General features: G+C 69.4%; 17 protein-coding genes. 7 read left to right on the forward strand and 10 right to left on the reverse strand.

Features of this window, described 5'->3' with window-relative positions; genetic code table 11:
• Positions 1 to 63 precede the first annotated feature (63 nt).
• The 7 genes from H5J31_RS14950 to H5J31_RS14980 are packed head-to-tail and all read right to left on the reverse strand — an operon-like array spanning position 64 to position 6,553.
• Positions 64 to 1,596 carry an FAD-dependent oxidoreductase gene (locus H5J31_RS14950; RefSeq protein ID WP_181773163.1) on the reverse strand — a complete coding sequence of 511 codons (1,533 nt, stop codon included), beginning with the start codon at positions 1,594 to 1,596 and terminating at the stop codon, positions 64 to 66.
• Entirely contained in the window at positions 1,593 to 2,324 is a 732-nt protein-coding gene (locus H5J31_RS14955; RefSeq protein WP_181773164.1) for a class I SAM-dependent methyltransferase, read from the reverse strand. Before H5J31_RS14955 ends, H5J31_RS14950 begins: the two co-directional genes overlap by 4 nt.
• The gene (locus tag H5J31_RS14960) at positions 2,321 to 2,641 is read right to left on the reverse strand and encodes a lycopene cyclase domain-containing protein (protein WP_181773165.1); all 321 of its coding nucleotides are present in this window, start codon (positions 2,639 to 2,641) and stop codon (positions 2,321 to 2,323) included. Before H5J31_RS14960 ends, H5J31_RS14955 begins: the two co-directional genes overlap by 4 nt.
• Positions 2,638 to 2,979, reverse strand: coding sequence for a lycopene cyclase domain-containing protein (locus tag H5J31_RS14965; RefSeq protein ID WP_181773166.1), 342 nt, complete (start codon positions 2,977 to 2,979; stop codon positions 2,638 to 2,640). The genes H5J31_RS14960 and H5J31_RS14965 overlap by 4 nt, the downstream gene beginning before the upstream one ends.
• The gene (locus H5J31_RS14970) at positions 2,980 to 3,942 is read right to left on the reverse strand and encodes a phytoene/squalene synthase family protein (RefSeq protein WP_181773167.1); all 963 of its coding nucleotides are present in this window, start codon (positions 3,940 to 3,942) and stop codon (positions 2,980 to 2,982) included.
• Complete coding sequence (gene crtI, locus H5J31_RS14975) at positions 3,939 to 5,456, reverse strand: phytoene desaturase family protein (RefSeq protein WP_181773168.1); 1,518 nt, start codon at positions 5,454 to 5,456, stop codon at positions 3,939 to 3,941. Before crtI ends, H5J31_RS14970 begins: the two co-directional genes overlap by 4 nt.
• Positions 5,453 to 6,553: a polyprenyl synthetase family protein gene (locus H5J31_RS14980; protein ID WP_181773169.1), complete on the reverse strand. Its 1,101-nt coding sequence runs from the start codon at positions 6,551 to 6,553 to the stop codon at positions 5,453 to 5,455. Before H5J31_RS14980 ends, crtI begins: the two co-directional genes overlap by 4 nt.
• A gap of 386 nt (positions 6,554 to 6,939) precedes the next feature.
• On the opposite strand from H5J31_RS14980, the gene H5J31_RS14985 reads away from it, so the two are divergent.
• From H5J31_RS14985 to H5J31_RS15000, 4 genes are all read left to right on the forward strand, one after another.
• The gene (locus tag H5J31_RS14985; protein WP_181773170.1) at positions 6,940 to 7,830 is read left to right on the forward strand and encodes a MerR family transcriptional regulator; all 891 of its coding nucleotides are present in this window, start codon (positions 6,940 to 6,942) and stop codon (positions 7,828 to 7,830) included.
• An 80-nt stretch (positions 7,831 to 7,910) separates the two neighbouring features.
• Positions 7,911 to 8,939 (forward strand): DUF5914 domain-containing protein, encoded by a 1,029-nt coding sequence (locus H5J31_RS14990; RefSeq protein WP_181773171.1) that lies wholly within the window; start codon positions 7,911 to 7,913, stop codon positions 8,937 to 8,939.
• The gene (locus tag H5J31_RS14995) at positions 8,926 to 10,164 is read left to right on the forward strand and encodes a protoporphyrinogen/coproporphyrinogen oxidase (RefSeq protein ID WP_181773172.1); all 1,239 of its coding nucleotides are present in this window, start codon (positions 8,926 to 8,928) and stop codon (positions 10,162 to 10,164) included. Before H5J31_RS14990 ends, H5J31_RS14995 begins: the two co-directional genes overlap by 14 nt.
• 90 nt (positions 10,165 to 10,254) lie before the next feature.
• Complete coding sequence (locus H5J31_RS15000) at positions 10,255 to 10,476, forward strand: DUF6480 family protein (RefSeq protein ID WP_181773173.1); 222 nt, start codon at positions 10,255 to 10,257, stop codon at positions 10,474 to 10,476.
• 156 nt (positions 10,477 to 10,632) lie between these two features.
• Here the strand turns inward: H5J31_RS15000 and H5J31_RS15005 are convergent, their stop codons facing one another.
• Complete coding sequence (locus H5J31_RS15005) at positions 10,633 to 10,893, reverse strand: hypothetical protein (protein ID WP_207898075.1); 261 nt, start codon at positions 10,891 to 10,893, stop codon at positions 10,633 to 10,635.
• A gap of 468 nt (positions 10,894 to 11,361) precedes the next feature.
• On the opposite strand from H5J31_RS15005, the gene H5J31_RS15010 reads away from it, so the two are divergent.
• On the forward strand, positions 11,362 to 11,889 hold the full coding sequence (locus H5J31_RS15010) for a flavodoxin domain-containing protein (RefSeq protein WP_181773174.1): 528 nt from the start codon (positions 11,362 to 11,364) through the stop codon (positions 11,887 to 11,889).
• A gap of 180 nt (positions 11,890 to 12,069) precedes the next feature.
• Positions 12,070 to 12,966, forward strand: a complete 897-nt coding sequence (locus H5J31_RS15015) for a universal stress protein (RefSeq protein WP_181773175.1) — start codon at positions 12,070 to 12,072, stop codon at positions 12,964 to 12,966.
• 78 nt (positions 12,967 to 13,044) lie between these two features.
• Here the strand turns inward: H5J31_RS15015 and H5J31_RS15020 are convergent, their stop codons facing one another.
• Together H5J31_RS15020 and H5J31_RS15025 are read right to left on the reverse strand one after the other, a co-directional pair.
• On the reverse strand, positions 13,045 to 13,521 hold the full coding sequence (locus H5J31_RS15020; RefSeq protein WP_181773176.1) for a universal stress protein: 477 nt from the start codon (positions 13,519 to 13,521) through the stop codon (positions 13,045 to 13,047).
• Positions 13,518 to 13,949: a CBS domain-containing protein gene (locus tag H5J31_RS15025; RefSeq protein WP_236005082.1), complete on the reverse strand. Its 432-nt coding sequence runs from the start codon at positions 13,947 to 13,949 to the stop codon at positions 13,518 to 13,520. Before H5J31_RS15025 ends, H5J31_RS15020 begins: the two co-directional genes overlap by 4 nt.
• Before the next feature lie 142 nt (positions 13,950 to 14,091).
• On the opposite strand from H5J31_RS15025, the gene H5J31_RS15030 reads away from it, so the two are divergent.
• Positions 14,092 to 14,688, forward strand: coding sequence for an Rv1733c family protein (locus H5J31_RS15030; protein ID WP_181773177.1), 597 nt, complete (start codon positions 14,092 to 14,094; stop codon positions 14,686 to 14,688).
• The last annotated feature ends 11 nt before the right edge of the window (positions 14,689 to 14,699 follow it).

The raw sequence follows: 14,699 nt of genomic DNA on the forward strand, positions 1-14,699 counted from the left end.
CGCGGCGCCGAACCGCTCCGAGCCGGCTGCGATGAAGTGGGCGGCAGCCGAGTCGGGCCATGATCATTTCGGATACCTTGACCTCGCCAGCCGGTTCAGCAGGCCGATCCGGCCGTGGTTGGGAACCGAGCGGATCGGGTGCCCGGCAAGGCCCCAATGCCCGAGGAGGGAGTTGGCCGCGGCCCAGCCGGTGGCGGCGGCGCGTTCCATGAGGGCGACCGGCAGATCGATGCGGATGCCGTCCCCGGCGAGTGCCAGTGCCGTTTCGGGGGTTTCGACAGTCGGACGGCGCGCGAAATCGCCGACTCCGAACAACGGGCAGTCTTCGCGCCACAGCGTGAGGTCGCCGACGACGCGCGCGTCCCGTGTCTCCGGGTAGATCTCGTGGAGCCGTTTCTCCAAGGCCTTTTCCAAACCGCTCGAGTCCTTGGTGGCAGCGGCGTAGGCGTGCAGTTCCACGACCGCCCCGCCGGTGCGGGTGGCCCAGCTGCGTGCTTCTCCCTCGTACCGGTCGAGCAGACTGATGTTGTCCAGCGGCGGGATGCTGCCGGTACCGAGGAACGACGACCGGTATGGCTCGACCGGGCGGTCGAGCCAGAGTCGCCGGACCAGGAACGGCGGTGCGGTGCGCAGACCGTCGATGGAGGCACGCCAGGCTTCGGTGCCGAGGTCTGGGGAAGCGTCCACGATTTTCCGCAGGCCGGGGACGTCGCAGGCGAGCACCACACCGTCGAAGTTCTTCGTGCGGCCGCCGGATTCGATCGCGAAGCCGTCCCGGGTCCGGCCGATGCCGGTGACCGGCGTACCGGTGCGGATGTCGACACGACGGCTGGAGAGGTAGCTCGCGAGCGGGTCCCAGAGTGCTTGGGGGAACGGCTCGGTCGGCACGTCGAAGACGAGACCTTCGCTGGACCCGAGGAAGTACAGGTGGAACATCGTCGCCAGCTCCGCGGCGGACAGCTCTCGCGGGTCGGCGAAGAAGCTGCGGGAGAAGACCTCGAACGCGAGATGTTTGGCCGCTTCCGGGAAGTTGATCGTTTCGAGGAAGGAGGAGGCGTCGACGCGGTCGAGCAGGTGATAGGTCTCCGGCACGCTGACCGTCGCCAGCGGCAGGGCGTTACGTCCGCTGAGACGCAGCAGGTCCTTACGCGTGAAGGTCGGGCTCCGCCACGCGAACGCCGCCGCGTTCCACGGCGGAGTACGCGGAAGCCCGGCGAAGGTGTCGATGCGGCCGTGCGCGTCGAGCAGCGGGTAGTCGGTCAAGGGAATGAGCCGATCCAGCCGCGGATCGGTGCGAGAGAGCAGGGTGCGCAGGTTGTAGTACTGGCGGAAGAACGCGTGGAAACCCCGGCTCATGGTCACCGCGGTGCCGTCCGGCAGCCGTTCCCGCCAGCCGCCGACCCTTCCGCCGAGATGGTGCTCGCGCTCGAAGACGGTGACATCGACGCCGCGTTCGGCCAGCCCGGTCGCCGCGGTGAGCCCGGCGATGCCACCGCCCACCACCGCCGCGGTGGGACGCCGTCCGAGCAGTCCGGCATCGGGCAGGCCTCGCGGTGCGGGCAGGGTGACGCGGCGGGGATCCCGGGGAGAGGTCACGGTTTCTCCAGTGGGGCGATGCCGACGACGGTGTGCACGATGTCCCGCTGCCAGCCGCCGACGGTCGCGGTGTGGACGTCGGTGAATCCGGCGTCGGTGAGGCGCCGGGCGAGTGACGTGATTCCGTCGAACTCGAGGACGCTGCGGCGAAGATGGCGGTAGAGCGTCGCGTCGCCGGTGGCGAGCTTCCCCAGCGGGATGATCACGCCCGCGCAGACGGCGTTCCAGACCCAGCGGGCGCGCCGGGAATCACGGACGGAGTACTCGTGCACGGCGATCCGTCCACCCGGCCGCAGCAGCGCGCGAAGCCGGCGCAGCTGCGTGGTCGGGTCGGTGAGGTTGCGCAGGAGGTACGCCGCCAGGATCGCGTCGAAGGGGCCGTCGATCCCGGCCAGGTCCTCGACCGGCGTATGCACGAATTCGACACCGTCGGGCCAGGTCTTGCTCCGGGCTCGCTCCAGCATCTCGCCGGAGGCGTCGAAGGCGGTGATCCTGGCGTGCGGCGCCACCGACACAAGTGCCGCGGTGGACGCGCCGGTTCCGCAACCGGCGTCCAGCACCCGCAATCCGGGGTCCCCGGTCTGGAGCTCCAGTCTGCGGGCGGACAGGCGCAAATGTTCGTGGTAGCCGGGATTCGCGCCCACGAGGCGGTCGTAGAACCGGGCTTCGGTGTCGAAGGCCGAGGGGACGGTCTCGCGCGGCAAGCCGTCTCGGGCCATCGCGTTCATCGTGTCTCCTCGCGTGTTTTGGCTCGTTCCCACAGCAGCAGTACGGCCGTCACCATCGCGAAGCCGAAGAAGAAGTCTTCGACCGGGATGTCCCACGGGAAGCGCCAGCCGGTGATGTGCTCGGGCGCGTAGAGGACGATCGGGGCGGACAACTTCGTCAGCCAGCCGTCGACGGGGATCTGGAAGCCGGTGACGATGGCCATCGTCAGCCAGTAGGCGGGTTTGCGGAACAGACCGGTCTTCAGCACGGCGGCTTCGACGAGTACGACCACGATCACCGCGGCGACGGCTGGAACGGTGTAGCCCCAGGGGATCATCGCCGGACCGCCGTTTTCTCGCGCCGCCGGACCGCGGTCAGGACGAGCTGGACGGCCTCGTAGGTCAGCAATCCGCAGATCGGGATGACGACGAAGAACAGGATCTCTTCCAGCGGAACGGAAAACGGTGCGTGGACACCGGTGACGAACTCCGGCGCGTAACCCCAGACCTCGCCCGCGATCGCCACCGCGTCCCAGACGAGGAACACCGCGGCCACCGGGAGCAGTGCGCGGGCGAGCCGTTTCGGCCGCCGGTAGACGCGGGCACCGGCCATCTCCAGTGGCAGCGTCGACAGGACGCACGCCGCCAGCACGAGCAGGTATTCGACCTTGCCCACTCAGCCCACCGCCGACGGGGGAGCGGGGGCGGGATGCCGTGTGCGAGCCCACTGCGAACGGGCGAGCGCCCCGCAGGCGACACCGATCCGACGGCGACGGGACACCTTGGCCCGTCCGGCGAAGACGTCGTGATCCGCGTCCTCGATTCGGTCGAGGATCTCCCCGTAGAGGGTCGCGGCGGTGGCCACGCAGGGGCGCGAGACCGGATGGAGCATCGCGATCCCCGGCCGGGCTTCGGCGTAGATCCTTCGTGTGGTGGCGATCTGCTCTCTGATCGCGGCCCGTACGGGTGCGTCGGCCCGGCCCTGCTCCTCGCACCAGGACAGCCGTTCGCGGTCGACGTCGTGGTCCTTGAGTTCGTCCGCGGGGAGATAGACCCGTCCGCGCGCGAAGTCTTCGGCGACGTCGCGGAGGAAGTTGGTCAGCTGGAAGGCCTTGCCGAGTGCGGCGGCTCGCGGCGCGGCCTCCTCGCGAGGGGCCACCGCGCCGAGGATCGGGAGCACCTGCAGGCCGATCACCTCGGCCGAGCCGTGCACGTAGGTGTCGAGGTCGTCCCTGGTGGCGTAGTCGGTCACGCTCAGGTCCATCCGCATCGACGTGAAGAAGTCGCGGAAGAGCTGCTCGTCCAGCGTGTACCTGGCCGCCGTGTCGATCACCGCCCTCAGCAGGGGATCGTCGCTGGTGCCCGCCGTCAGGTCGGCGAGGAAACGATCCTCCACTTCGGACAGCCGAACGGCCAGGGATTCCGGTGTGTCGCGGGGATCCGGCTCGTCGACGATGTCGTCCAGCCACCGGGCGAAGCCGTAGAGCGCGTGGACGGCGGGCCGCTGGGCCGGGGTCAGCATCCGTGTCGCCAGGAAGTAGGTCCTGCCGTGCCTGGCGTTGACGTCGCGGCACCAGGAATAGGCGGCGCGCAGGTTCGGATCGTGGATCTCGGCGGCGTCGAGTTCGCGTCGCGTCATCGGTTCGCCTCCGCGGCCAGGTCGAGTACCCGTGAGCGACGGCCGGATGTCCCGGTGATCCGGTCGGCGGCCAGCCTCCCTGAGATCAGCACGGTCGGTACCCCCACTCCCGGTACCGTCGCGCCGCCGGCGAGGACGACGTTTTCGGTGCCGGGCGGCAGGTTCCGTGGCCGGAAGGGCCCGGTTTGCACGAACGAGTGCGCGTAGCTGAAAGGAGTGCCGGCCACCAGCCCGCGGTCGGCCCAGTCGGCGGGGCTGATGATTTCGGTGAACTCGGAGTCGAAGTCGGGCAGTCCTCGCTGTCGTGCGACGGCGAGGATTTCCTCCGCGTACGGTCCCGCGTCCGTCGTCCAATCGGCGGGTCCGCGGTCGAGGTTCGGTACCGGCGCGAGGATGGAATAGAGCTGACGACCTGGCGGCGCGAGGCCCGGATCGGTCGCGGTCGGCCGGGTGATCAGCAGGGACGGATCGGACATCCGGCGGCCGGAGGTGATGAGCTCGTCGAAGGTCGAGCGCCACCCCCGCCCGAAGGAGATGGTGTGGTGCCCCACCGCCGGTCGGGCGTCGCGGCCTCCGGTGTGCAGGATCAACGCCGACGGCGCCGGCCGCAGCGGAACCGGCCGTTTCGGGTGCCGGCCCAGCAGACGGTAGCTCTCGGGGAGTTCGGTGGTGAGGACGACGGCGTCGCACGGATGACGGACGCCGGCGGCCGTCCGGACCGTGTGGATCCGGGTACCGTCGCGTTCGAGTGCGTGGACGGGATCGCCGTAGTGGAAGGTGACGCCGTTCTCGGCGGCGACCCTGGCCAGCGCCCGGGGGAGTGCCGCGACACCGCCGGGCGGGAAGTACACGCCGCCGATGGTGTCCATGTACGAGATGACCGCGTAGAGGGCCAGCGCGCGCATCGGCGACTCGCCCGCGTAGAGCGCTTGGAAGGTGAACACGCGCTTCAGTCGTTCGTCGGACAGGAACGACCCGATCTTGGGATCCAAGCGACGAAATCCGCCGAGCGCCACCAGCCGGGCCAGGTCCGGGTTGAGCATGCCCAGCGGTGAGTCGATGTTGGAGTCGATGAACCGGCCGAACTCGGTCCGGTAGAGCCGGGTCAGCCACTCGCGCAGCCGGAGGTAGCCCGCGGCCTCGGCGGGACCGGCGAACTCCCGGACCGCGTCCGTCATCACCTCGGCCTCGGTGTGCACGGGCAGGGTGCTGCCGTCGGCGAACTGCGCCAGATAGGCCGGATCGAGCCGGGTCAGCGGCAACTCCCGGCTCAGCTCGGCACCGACTGCGCCGAAGGTGTCTTGCAGGATCGACGGCATGGTCAGCACTGTCGGACCGGTGTCGAGCAGGTAGCCCTGGCGTTCGACGCGGCCCGCGCGTCCGCCCGGGCCGGAGTCGCGTTCGAGGACGGTGACCTCACGGCCGCGGCCCGCCAGGTGCAGGGCCGCGGCCAGCCCCGACAGCCCCGCCCCCACCACGACGATCCGGTCCGTCCGCCCCGGTACCGTTTTCACTGTTCGCGCTCCGTGCACCTGGTCGCGAGGACGGCCAGGGCGTCTGCGGCTTCTCGTGGGAACACGGCCGGATCGATCGCCGCCAGTGCCTTCTCGACGTGCTCCCGGATGAGTTCGCCGAGTCGTCCGCGTGCCCCGGTCGCGGTGATCAGCCCGCACCAGCGGGAGACGGCGTCGTCGTCCACCGTTGTCAGTCCGAGCAGTTCGTCGAGTTCGCGGCGCTGTGACCGGTCGGCCATCTCGGTGGCGAGCACCACCACGCTGGACGCCTTGCGATCGCGCAGATCCTGGCCGACGGGTTTACCGGTGACCGCGGGGTCGCCGAACACGCCGAGGAGGTCGTCCTTGAACTGGAACGCCTCACCCACCAGCCCGCCGTACTCGGCGAGAGCGGCCAGGACGTCCCGATCGCAACCGGCCAGCGCCGCGCCGAACTCCAAGGGTCTGCGGACGGTGTAGTTACCGGATTTCCGGCGCAGCACATCGAGCAGCTCGTCCCAGCGGGGGAGCGACCGGGCGTCGTTCACGAGGTCGGCGAGCTGCCCGACGGCCAGCTCCGCGCGCATCTGATCGTATCTCGGCCAGCCCCGCGACAACGTGTCCGCGTCAAGACCGGATTCCCGGAGCAGCTGCTCCGACCAGACCAGGAAGAGATCGCCCGACAACGTCGCCGCGGATTCGCCGAACCGGTCGGCGGAACCGCTCCAGCCCTGTTCGGCGTGCCATCGCGCGAACCGGATGTGCAGCGACGGACGGCCTCGGCGCAGGTCCGAACCGTCCATGACGTCGTCCTGTGCCAGCGCGAAACAATGAAGCAACTCCAAACTCGACGCCGCCCGCACCGCGGCGATCGAGTCCGGGCCGCCGCACCGCCAACCCACGTAGGCGAACATCGGGCGGAGGAATTTCCCGCCGGCGAGGAACTGGGGAAGAACGGATTCCGCGAGCCGGCCTTCGTTTCGGCCGGAGAAGTGCTCGACGGCACGTGCCGCGACGAAGCCGAGTGCTTCGGCAAGGCACCGCTCAGCCACGGCGTCCAGCCACGCGGTAGGCGTCCTCTCCGATGGCGTCGCTTCGGCCGCCATGATCGACGCCATCCGAGTGTCCCTCCGCCGATCCGGTGATTCGTTTCATAACCGTTTCACGTTGGTGTACCTTGTCTACTAGATCCGGCGGCACCCCCGCAACTTGGGCGATATTGCCTGTAGTGCAAGGAGTCCGGGGTTCCCGGCGGTGCTCCACTCAAACCCGGATCGGCGAAGAACCCGCCTTGTGAAATGAGGATGGTCGAGCCCCCGCCACCCTCCGGAGTCCGGCGGTGTCCCGGCGTGGACGGTCCCCTCCTGGTCGCGCCCTGGTGCCGTCGGACTTTCGCTGTCACGACCCGGTCGAACACCCGCCCGGCCTCCATCCGGTGACCTCGTAAGCTGGCCGTAGTGGATATCCGCGTGAGCGCGGCACTACGCCGGAAATGTGGTACTGGATGGATGTCGACGAGATGAGCGGCCGGGGCGGCGCCCCGGCCGGCGGTTCGTGGACGCCCGGCAAGGTCGCCGAAGTGCTGGGCGTCTCGCCGGTCACGCTCCGGACCTGGGCCGCGCGCTACGACATCGGGCCCACCTTGCGGGCCGGCGGACGTCATCGCCGCTACTCGGACGCGGATGTCCGTCGGCTGCAGCATATGCGGCGATTGATCGACCGCGGGATGCGCGCCAGGGAGGCGGCCGCGGCGGCGTTCGCCGGCCCCGACGAGACGGCTCCCGGTGTGCCCGCCGACAGGCTGGCCGACGAACTCGAGCAGGCGGCGGAAGACCTCGAGTTCGCCTCCGTCGCGGCCTTGCTGGACGAGACCCTCGACTCGATCGGCGCGGCGGCGACGTGGGTCGACGTGCTCCTGCCGATCCTGCGCGGCCTCGGTGGCCGTTGGGTCCGGGGTGACGTGTGCTTCGAGTCGGAGTGGGTGCTCACCAGCGAGATTTCCCTGGCACTCCACCGCTATGTCGCCCGGTTCGCCTCCGCGCCGTCCGAGCGTGGAGTGCTGATCGCCTGCTGCCCGGACGAGCGGCACAGCCTGCCGGTCGAGGTTCTCCGCGCGTCGTTGGCGGAGGTCGGTATCCCCGCCGTCTACCTGGGGCAGATGGTGCCCGCGGAGACCTTGGCCGGTCTGGCGTCCAAATTGGATCCGGTGCTGGTCGTGCTGTGGTCGATGTCCGCCACCACCGTCGACGACCTGCTGTGCCGACGTCTTCAGCGCGGTGGGGTCGAGGTCGTCGTCGCCGGTCCCGGCTGGGAGGGACTCAACGTCCATGGCGCCCCCTGGGTCAACGATCTGGCCGCCGCGCTGGACCTCGCCGCCGCGCGCCTCAAGATCTGAATCGCGCCCCAAACCGTTGCGGGAACGCTCCAAGTACCTGAGGATGACTGTGCAGGCAACGCGGAGCGGAAGGATTTCCGGTGGATCTCAGGCGTCAGGTGGTCGAGCGCTGGCCGGCGAAATGGCCGGTCCAGCCGTTCCGTGAACCGGCTTGGGCACGGCAGGAGCCGACCTACCGCGAATGCAGCCCCGCGCTGATCGACGCCGCCGTCAAACGCGCCGACGTCCGGCCCGCCGGTAACTGGTTCGTCGTCGCGGCCAGCCGGGAGATCGGCGAGGACCAGCCGCTGGGAACGCGGGTGGGCGGCCGGGAACTGGTGGCCTGGCGTCAAGCGGACGGTGATCTGGTCATCGGCCCCGGCGCCTGCCCTCACCTCGGCGCCCCGCTGGACCAGGCTCGTGTCCACTGTGGAGAGTTGGTCTGCCGATGGCACGGAATGCGGGTCGGGCCCGAGCGGCCGGGCTGGTCGCGGTTGCCGTCCTACGACGACGGCGTGCTCGCCTGGGTCCGCCTCGACGGTCTCGGCGGCGAAAGCCCCACAGAGCGGCCGATCGTGCCGGAGCGCCCGCGAGGCGACGTCACGGTCGACGCGGTCGCGACCCTGACCGGGACCTGCGAACCGGTGGACATCGTCGCCAACCGGCTCGATCCTTGGCACGGCGCCTGGTTCCATCCGTACTCGTTCACGCGGCTGCGGGTTCTGTCGGCGCCACAAGGGAACGACGTCACCGACGCCGACGACAAGTTCGTGGTCGAAGTGACCTTCCGGCTCGCCGGGAAACTGGGCGTGCCGGTGATCGCCGAGTTCACCTGTCCCGAACCCCGCACGGTGCTGATGACCATCGTCGACGGCGAGGGGGCGGGCAGCGTGGTCGAAACCCATGCCACCCCGCTCGGGAAGGGTCCCGACGGCCTCCCTCGTACCGCTGTGATCGAGGCGACGATAGCCACGTCCGGGCGGCCAGGGTTCGCCAAGGCCGCCCGGATCGCACCGGTCCTGCGGCCCCTGATGCGCCGTGCGTCCGCACGTCTGTGGCGGGACGACCTCGCCTACGCCGAACGGCGTTACGCCTTGCGAACCGGAAGTGTCGCCGATGGCCTCGTATGAAACCGGCGTCGTGGTCGTCGGTGCCGGGCTCGCCGGCCTTTCCGCCGGACTGCACCTGCACCGCGCCGGGATCGCCTGTGTCGTCCTCGAAGCGGGGGACGAGGTCGGTGGCAGGGTGCGCACCGACCTCGTCGACGGTTTTCGGCTGGATCGCGGTTTTCAGATCCTCAACCCCGCCTATCCCGCCATTCGGCGTCTGGTGGATGTCGACGCGCTGCGGCTGGGGAAGTTCTGGCGTGCGGTCCGGGTGTCCGACGGCGATCGTCTCAGCCTGCTCGGAAATCCCCTCGACGCGCCCAAAGCGTTACGCGACGTCGCGGCACGGCGTTACCTGTCGGCCAAGGACCTCGCCGCTCTCGGGGCATTCACGGCGCGGGTCGCGGGCGGTCCGGTCTGGTCGATCGTCCAGAGCGCCGACGGCACGACAGCCGACGAACTTCACCGGGCCGGTCTGTCGGACCGAGCGGTGGAAACCGTGCTCCGCCCGTTTCTCGCCGGGGTTTTCCTGGAATCCGGCTTGAGTACCTCTTCGCGCTTCTTCCGGCTCGTGTGGCGAAGCTTCCTCCGGTCCGCGCCGTCGTTGCCCGCGCTCGGGATGGGAGACCTGCCGAGACAGCTGGCTCGGCGGCTGCCCGTCGACGCCGTTCGGACCGGCACGGTGGTCGAGGGGGTCGACAGTGGCCGGGTGCGTACCGCCGGCGGCGACGTCTGGAACGCCCGCGCGGTCATCGTCGCCACGGACGGATCCGCCGCCGCGCGCCTGGTCCCCGCTGTTCCGGAACCACGGTGGAACAGCGTCACGACGTGGTACTTCGCGCCGCCGCGGTCACCTTTGGCGGAACCGGTCATCATGATCGACGCCCACGGCGGACCGATCCTCAACACCGCCGTGCTCAGCGAGGTGTGTCCCACCTACGCCCCGGACGACGCCGCGCTCGTCAGCGCCTCGGCCCTGATACCGCTCGAGGAACAGGAAGTGCGGCGAGAGCTGAGCCGGATGTACCGCACGGACGCGTCCCGGTGGCCACTGGTCGGGCGCTACGAGATCCCCGACGCGCTCCCTGTGATGCCGGCACCGCACGACCTCCGCCGCGAGATCCATTTCGGTGAAGGGCTTTACGTCTGCGGCGACCATCGGGACACCAGTTCGCTGCAAGGTGCTCTCGCGTCCGGCGGCCGGACAGCCCGAGCCGTGCTCCGCGACCTCGGTTCGAGACGGTCTTGAGTGCACGACTCAGCCCGCGCCGCGGGCGAAGAAAGAGCGCCGGTCCCTGCCACGCTGCCGGGACGCGGCGGGTCTGTCACCGTGGACGGCATGACCACACCCGGACCCGAGCCACAGGACGCACCCGGGTTGGAGCCTGGCGGTTCCGTTTCGCCCGGCGACACCCCGCCGGACGCAGGGCAGACCTCGGGGCTGTCCCATCCTCAGCCGATACCTTCGCGCAAGCCCGCGGTCTTGGCGCTCGTCGTGATCGGCATTCTCGTCGTAGGCGTCGCCGGCTTCTTCGTCCTCCGCGCCTTGGATCTGCTTTGACCGATCCAGGACTTGCCGGACGAACTCTGTGACCGCCCTTGGCCCACTTCGTCGGACAGGGCGGCCGGATACGTGAAGCTTGCGGCAGGACCCTGAACGAGGGCCTGGCGTCACGAACACGCCAGGCCCTCGGGGGAGTGGGTCTGCGGAGTGGCCTCAGTTTTGAACGAGCCTGTCGACGACGCTGCCGTCGACGTGCACCAGATTGCCGTTGGACAGGTTGTTCTGGTGCGTGCCCTTGTAGTTGCTGAGCACTGGAACGACGGCGATCTGCTGGCCGCCGGTGAGAGGCACGGGGCAGATGCAGGTCGCGTGGTCGAAATTGTTGGCCGCCTGAATGCCGCCCTCGGTGAACTGCTGGACGTCGTCGTCGGCCGACGCGGAGCCCGCCGTGACGGCGGCCGCGCCGGCGACCATGAGAAGAACGGTTGCGATTCGTGATGAATTGAACACGTTACGCAACGTAGCAAAGCCGGTTCTGGTCTGCCGATCGACACCTTTATCGGGTGGCGTAGGTCGTCGCGGACAACACCAACGTTCGGGATGAGCGCTCGGGCAGCGGAACCGGGGTGCGCGAGAACGTCGGGCGCGACGGGGCTCGGCTGAGGAGCGAATGCAAAGCGTCCTTCGGATGGTGGCAGTGGCGTTACCGTGAAACAGAGTCGTCATTGGCTGGCATCTGCTCTCTTTGAGGGATCAGGCGCCCGTCGACGCTCCGCCGGTCGGGCCGACAGGGGCGGCACGGCGGTCGTGATCCCTCCGCATCTGTCGGCTTGTTCGTCTGGGCGCGTCGCGGGACCCTCGGTCCGGGGCGACGGGACTTCGGGCCCTCCCGTGCGCTCCCGCGCTGGTCGAAGCTGGAAGCGACCAGACGGGAGGGCGAAGATGAAGATCCTCGTGGCGGTGGCGAGTCGCCATGGCGCGACGCGGGACATCGCCGACGAGATCGGCCGATGTCTCCGATCGGAACTGGGTGCCCGGGCCGTCGTGGAGGTGCTTTTCGCCGAGAACGTCGCCTCGGTCGACGACTACGACGCGGTACTGCTGGGCAGTGCCGTGTACATGGGGCATTGGCTCGACGGGGCGGCCGGTCTGGTCGAGCGGCAGCACGAAGGCTTGCGGCAGAAGGACGTGTGGTTGTTCTCGAGTGGTCCGGTGGGGGAGCCGCCGAAGCCCGCCGAGGATTCGGTCGACGTCACCGGACTGGTGACGCTGTCCGGGGCGCGCGGGCATCGTGTCTTTTCGGGCCGGATCGATCGGAGCCGACTCCGGTTGCCCGAGCGGGCGATGGTCGCGGCACTGCGCGTCAAGGACGGCGATTACCGGGATTGGACGGCGGTCCGGGACTGGGCCGCCGAGATCGCCGCGCAGCTGAAAGCGACGAAGGGGAGTGGACATGCCGGGCGTGGCTGAGGGCGCGGTGATCGCCGGGACCGACGGTCCGCCCCGGGCGCTGGAGCGTCGAGGTCGATGACGGCGCGGTCCGGATAGCCGACTGATACGACGGCGACCCGATCGGCATGTGGCGAAGCTGCTGGCCGAGGCCGTTCCGGGTGTCGTGGAAGCCAAAGTGATCTACCAGGAGGACGAACGATGAGCACGACAGGACTGAAGATCGTCGTCGGGGTGGACGGGACCGAACCCGGACGGGAAGCGGCCCGGTGGGCCGCGACGATCGCGGATCAGCGCGGGCTCGGGCTGCTGATCGTGCACGCGCTGCGAGCCGAGCAACTCTCCTATGGAGGCGGCCTGGCGGGACCGGCGCCGTGGTTCGACGTGCTGGCAGGCGAAGGTGAGCGGATCATCGACGAGGCCGTCGAGCAGGTACGTGCCGTCGCGCCGGAAGTGACCGTGGATACCGTCATGCCGGCCGACTCGCCCGTGCCGTTCCTCATCGATGTCTCGAAGAAGGCGACGATGGTCGTGGTCGGCGGTACCGGGCGTGGCTTCTTCGGCGAGATGACGATCGGCTCGACCGCATCGGCGGTGGTCTCGCACGCGCATTGCCCGGTGGTCGTCATCCGCGGCAGGAAGGGAACGGCGAACCACCCCCAGGAAGGGCCGGTCGTCGTCGGCGTCGACGGAAGCCCGTTGAGCGAGCGTGCCGTCGAGATCGCCTTCGAAGAGGCGTCGTGGCGCGACACCGGCCTGGTGGCCGTGCATGCGTGGCGCGACGTCACCTATGACGACGCTTTCGGCATGTCCAGGCTCGTCGTGCAGTGGGAATCCATCGAGGACGAGGAAAAGCGCTTGCTGGCGCAGCGCCTGGCGGGCTGGAGTGAAAAGTATCCGGACGTCGAGGTCCAGCGAGTGCTCGTCCGCGACAGGCCGCGGCACACCTTGCTCGAATGGAGCGCGAAGGCACAGCTCGTCGTGGTCGGCAGCCGTGGTCACGGTGGCTTCACCGGGCAGTTGCTCGGCTCCACCAGTCAGGCGCTCGCACATCACGCCGAATGCCCGGTCATGGTGGTCCGCGCAAAGAAGAAGTGACCATGCGGCCGGCCCCCAAGGCAAGGAACGGAAAGGCCACGGACGAGTCGTGTCGTCCGTGGCCTTTCCGCGTCGCCCTCAGGAATCGTTCGGGCTGAACCGGTGCACGGCTTCGGGTGTGACGAGCACGATCGGGCAGGTGGCGTGCTTGATACAGGCCGTGGCGACGCTGCCGAACACGAGCCGTTCCATTCCCTTCCGGGACGGGGAACCCAGGACCAGGAGGTCGGCGCCGTGGGCCGCCGCGAGGAGTTCCGAGGAGGGATTTCCTTGCCGCACCGAGGCTTCCACCGGCACGTCCGCGTCGAGCTTCGCACGTGTCCGTTCCGCGGCCTCCTTGACCGAATAACCGTTCCTGACGGGTACACGGCCGTGTGGCTGGAGGGCGAACGAGGTACCGGGCAGGAGTTCCTCTCTCGGCAATACGAGCAGGACCTCGACGCGGTCACCACGGGCCGCCGCCTCGGTGATGGCCCAGCTGATCGCTTCCTCGCCACCGGGTGACCCGTCGGCGCCGACGACGATGCGGCGCGCGTTCTCCGTGCTTGCGTTCATGGTTTGTTCCTTTGTGCCGGAAGGTCGATCTTTGCGCGGAGAAGGTCCTGCCAGGTGACGACACCGATCACGTGGCCGAGTTCGAGCACCGGGACCGACCTGAGCCGGTGTTCGAGCATTCTGTCCGTGAGATCGGTGAGGTCGGCGTCCGGATGGGCGCCCACACCGGGCGCCCGCATGATGTCCCGGACGGTGGTGGGCGCACCGAGGTGAACGCCGGCGTCGGGCCCGCCGTCCAGCCGTGGATCGGGCTGGTAGCCCGCGCGGATGACGTCCTCCTCGGAGAGCAGGCCGATGAGCTCGCCGAGGTCGTCGACGACCGGCAGTGAGGTGATTCCCTTGCCGGTCAGTACGACGATCGCCTCGCTGATCGTCGCCGCGGGTGTCACCGCGACGACAGGAGTGGTCATGACCTCACGTACTCGCATGGACCGAGTGTCGGCCGGGCGGCGCCCCGGCGACACCGCTGGAGGTCCCGCATGGGAGGGACGGTCGACCCTGTCCGAAGCGAACGGACACGCGCGACTCTGACGACATCAACCGCTGGGGCCAGCGTCGGAGGTCGAGGTCATGGATGCGTCGTCACGGTGGGCGCGAGTCTGGTGCACCGTTCACATCGGGGGTAATCCGCTCGCCCGCGGGGAAGATCGGGCCGAAGCGATCACCCTGCTGGTCGCCGCGCTCATCGTGCTGCTCACTTTGCCGTTCGCCGCGGCCGTCGGCTCGGCGGTCTTCGCGGCGAAGTCGGAGCGAGCCGCCGGGGAGCAGGGTGAGCGGTATCGCGCCGAGGCGAGGTTGCTGGAGGACGGGGCGCCGCTCGCCATGGGCGGACGTGCGGGCCTGACGCGGGACACCCTTCCCGCCGAAGCCACCTGGTCCACGCGCGGGGGAGAGGTCCGAGTCGGCGAAGTCCCGGCGACCCGGGGCACGCGAGCGGGCGCGACGGTACCCGTCTGGCTCGACGGCGCGGGCAATCCGGTCGCCGCGCCGTTGACCGTGCCTGAGGCTCGCTTGATGGGGATCGGCGCGGCCATCGGGCTCTGGCTCGCCGCGATCGTGGTCGCTTCGCTGTTCTACGGGCTGGTCCGGTTGGGGCTCGATCGAAAGAGGTTCTCGCACTGGCAAGAGGAATGGCGGGAGACGGCCCCGAAATGGACGACCTGGTAGCGGTGCCGAAG

Origin of the sequence: Amycolatopsis pittospori (assembly GCF_013870525.1) — a bacterium.
Taxonomy (GTDB): domain Bacteria; phylum Actinomycetota; class Actinomycetes; order Mycobacteriales; family Pseudonocardiaceae; genus Amycolatopsis; species Amycolatopsis pittospori.

Excerpts from the sequence above, each read along its gene's own strand:
- H5J31_RS14955 (WP_181773164.1), bottom strand. The coding sequence starts at position 2,324 with ATGAACGCGATGGCCCGAGACGGCTTGCCGCGCGAGACCGTCCCCTCG.
- H5J31_RS14960 (WP_181773165.1), bottom strand. The coding sequence starts at position 2,641 with ATGATCCCCTGGGGCTACACCGTTCCAGCCGTCGCCGCGGTGATCGTG.
- H5J31_RS14970 (WP_181773167.1), bottom strand. The coding sequence starts at position 3,942 with ATGACGCGACGCGAACTCGACGCCGCCGAGATCCACGATCCGAACCTG.
- H5J31_RS14980 (WP_181773169.1), bottom strand. The coding sequence starts at position 6,553 with ATGGCGTCGATCATGGCGGCCGAAGCGACGCCATCGGAGAGGACGCCT.
- H5J31_RS14985 (WP_181773170.1), top strand. The coding sequence starts at position 6,940 with ATGGATGTCGACGAGATGAGCGGCCGGGGCGGCGCCCCGGCCGGCGGT.
- H5J31_RS14995 (WP_181773172.1), top strand. The coding sequence starts at position 8,926 with ATGGCCTCGTATGAAACCGGCGTCGTGGTCGTCGGTGCCGGGCTCGCC.
- H5J31_RS15000 (WP_181773173.1), top strand. The coding sequence starts at position 10,255 with ATGACCACACCCGGACCCGAGCCACAGGACGCACCCGGGTTGGAGCCT.
- H5J31_RS15005 (WP_207898075.1), bottom strand. The coding sequence starts at position 10,893 with ATGGTCGCCGGCGCGGCCGCCGTCACGGCGGGCTCCGCGTCGGCCGAC.
- H5J31_RS15010 (WP_181773174.1), top strand. The coding sequence starts at position 11,362 with ATGAAGATCCTCGTGGCGGTGGCGAGTCGCCATGGCGCGACGCGGGAC.
- H5J31_RS15015 (WP_181773175.1), top strand. The coding sequence starts at position 12,070 with ATGAGCACGACAGGACTGAAGATCGTCGTCGGGGTGGACGGGACCGAA.
- H5J31_RS15020 (WP_181773176.1), bottom strand. The coding sequence starts at position 13,521 with ATGAACGCAAGCACGGAGAACGCGCGCCGCATCGTCGTCGGCGCCGAC.
- H5J31_RS15025 (WP_236005082.1), bottom strand. The coding sequence starts at position 13,949 with ATGCGAGTACGTGAGGTCATGACCACTCCTGTCGTCGCGGTGACACCC.
- H5J31_RS15030 (WP_181773177.1), top strand. The coding sequence starts at position 14,092 with ATGGATGCGTCGTCACGGTGGGCGCGAGTCTGGTGCACCGTTCACATC.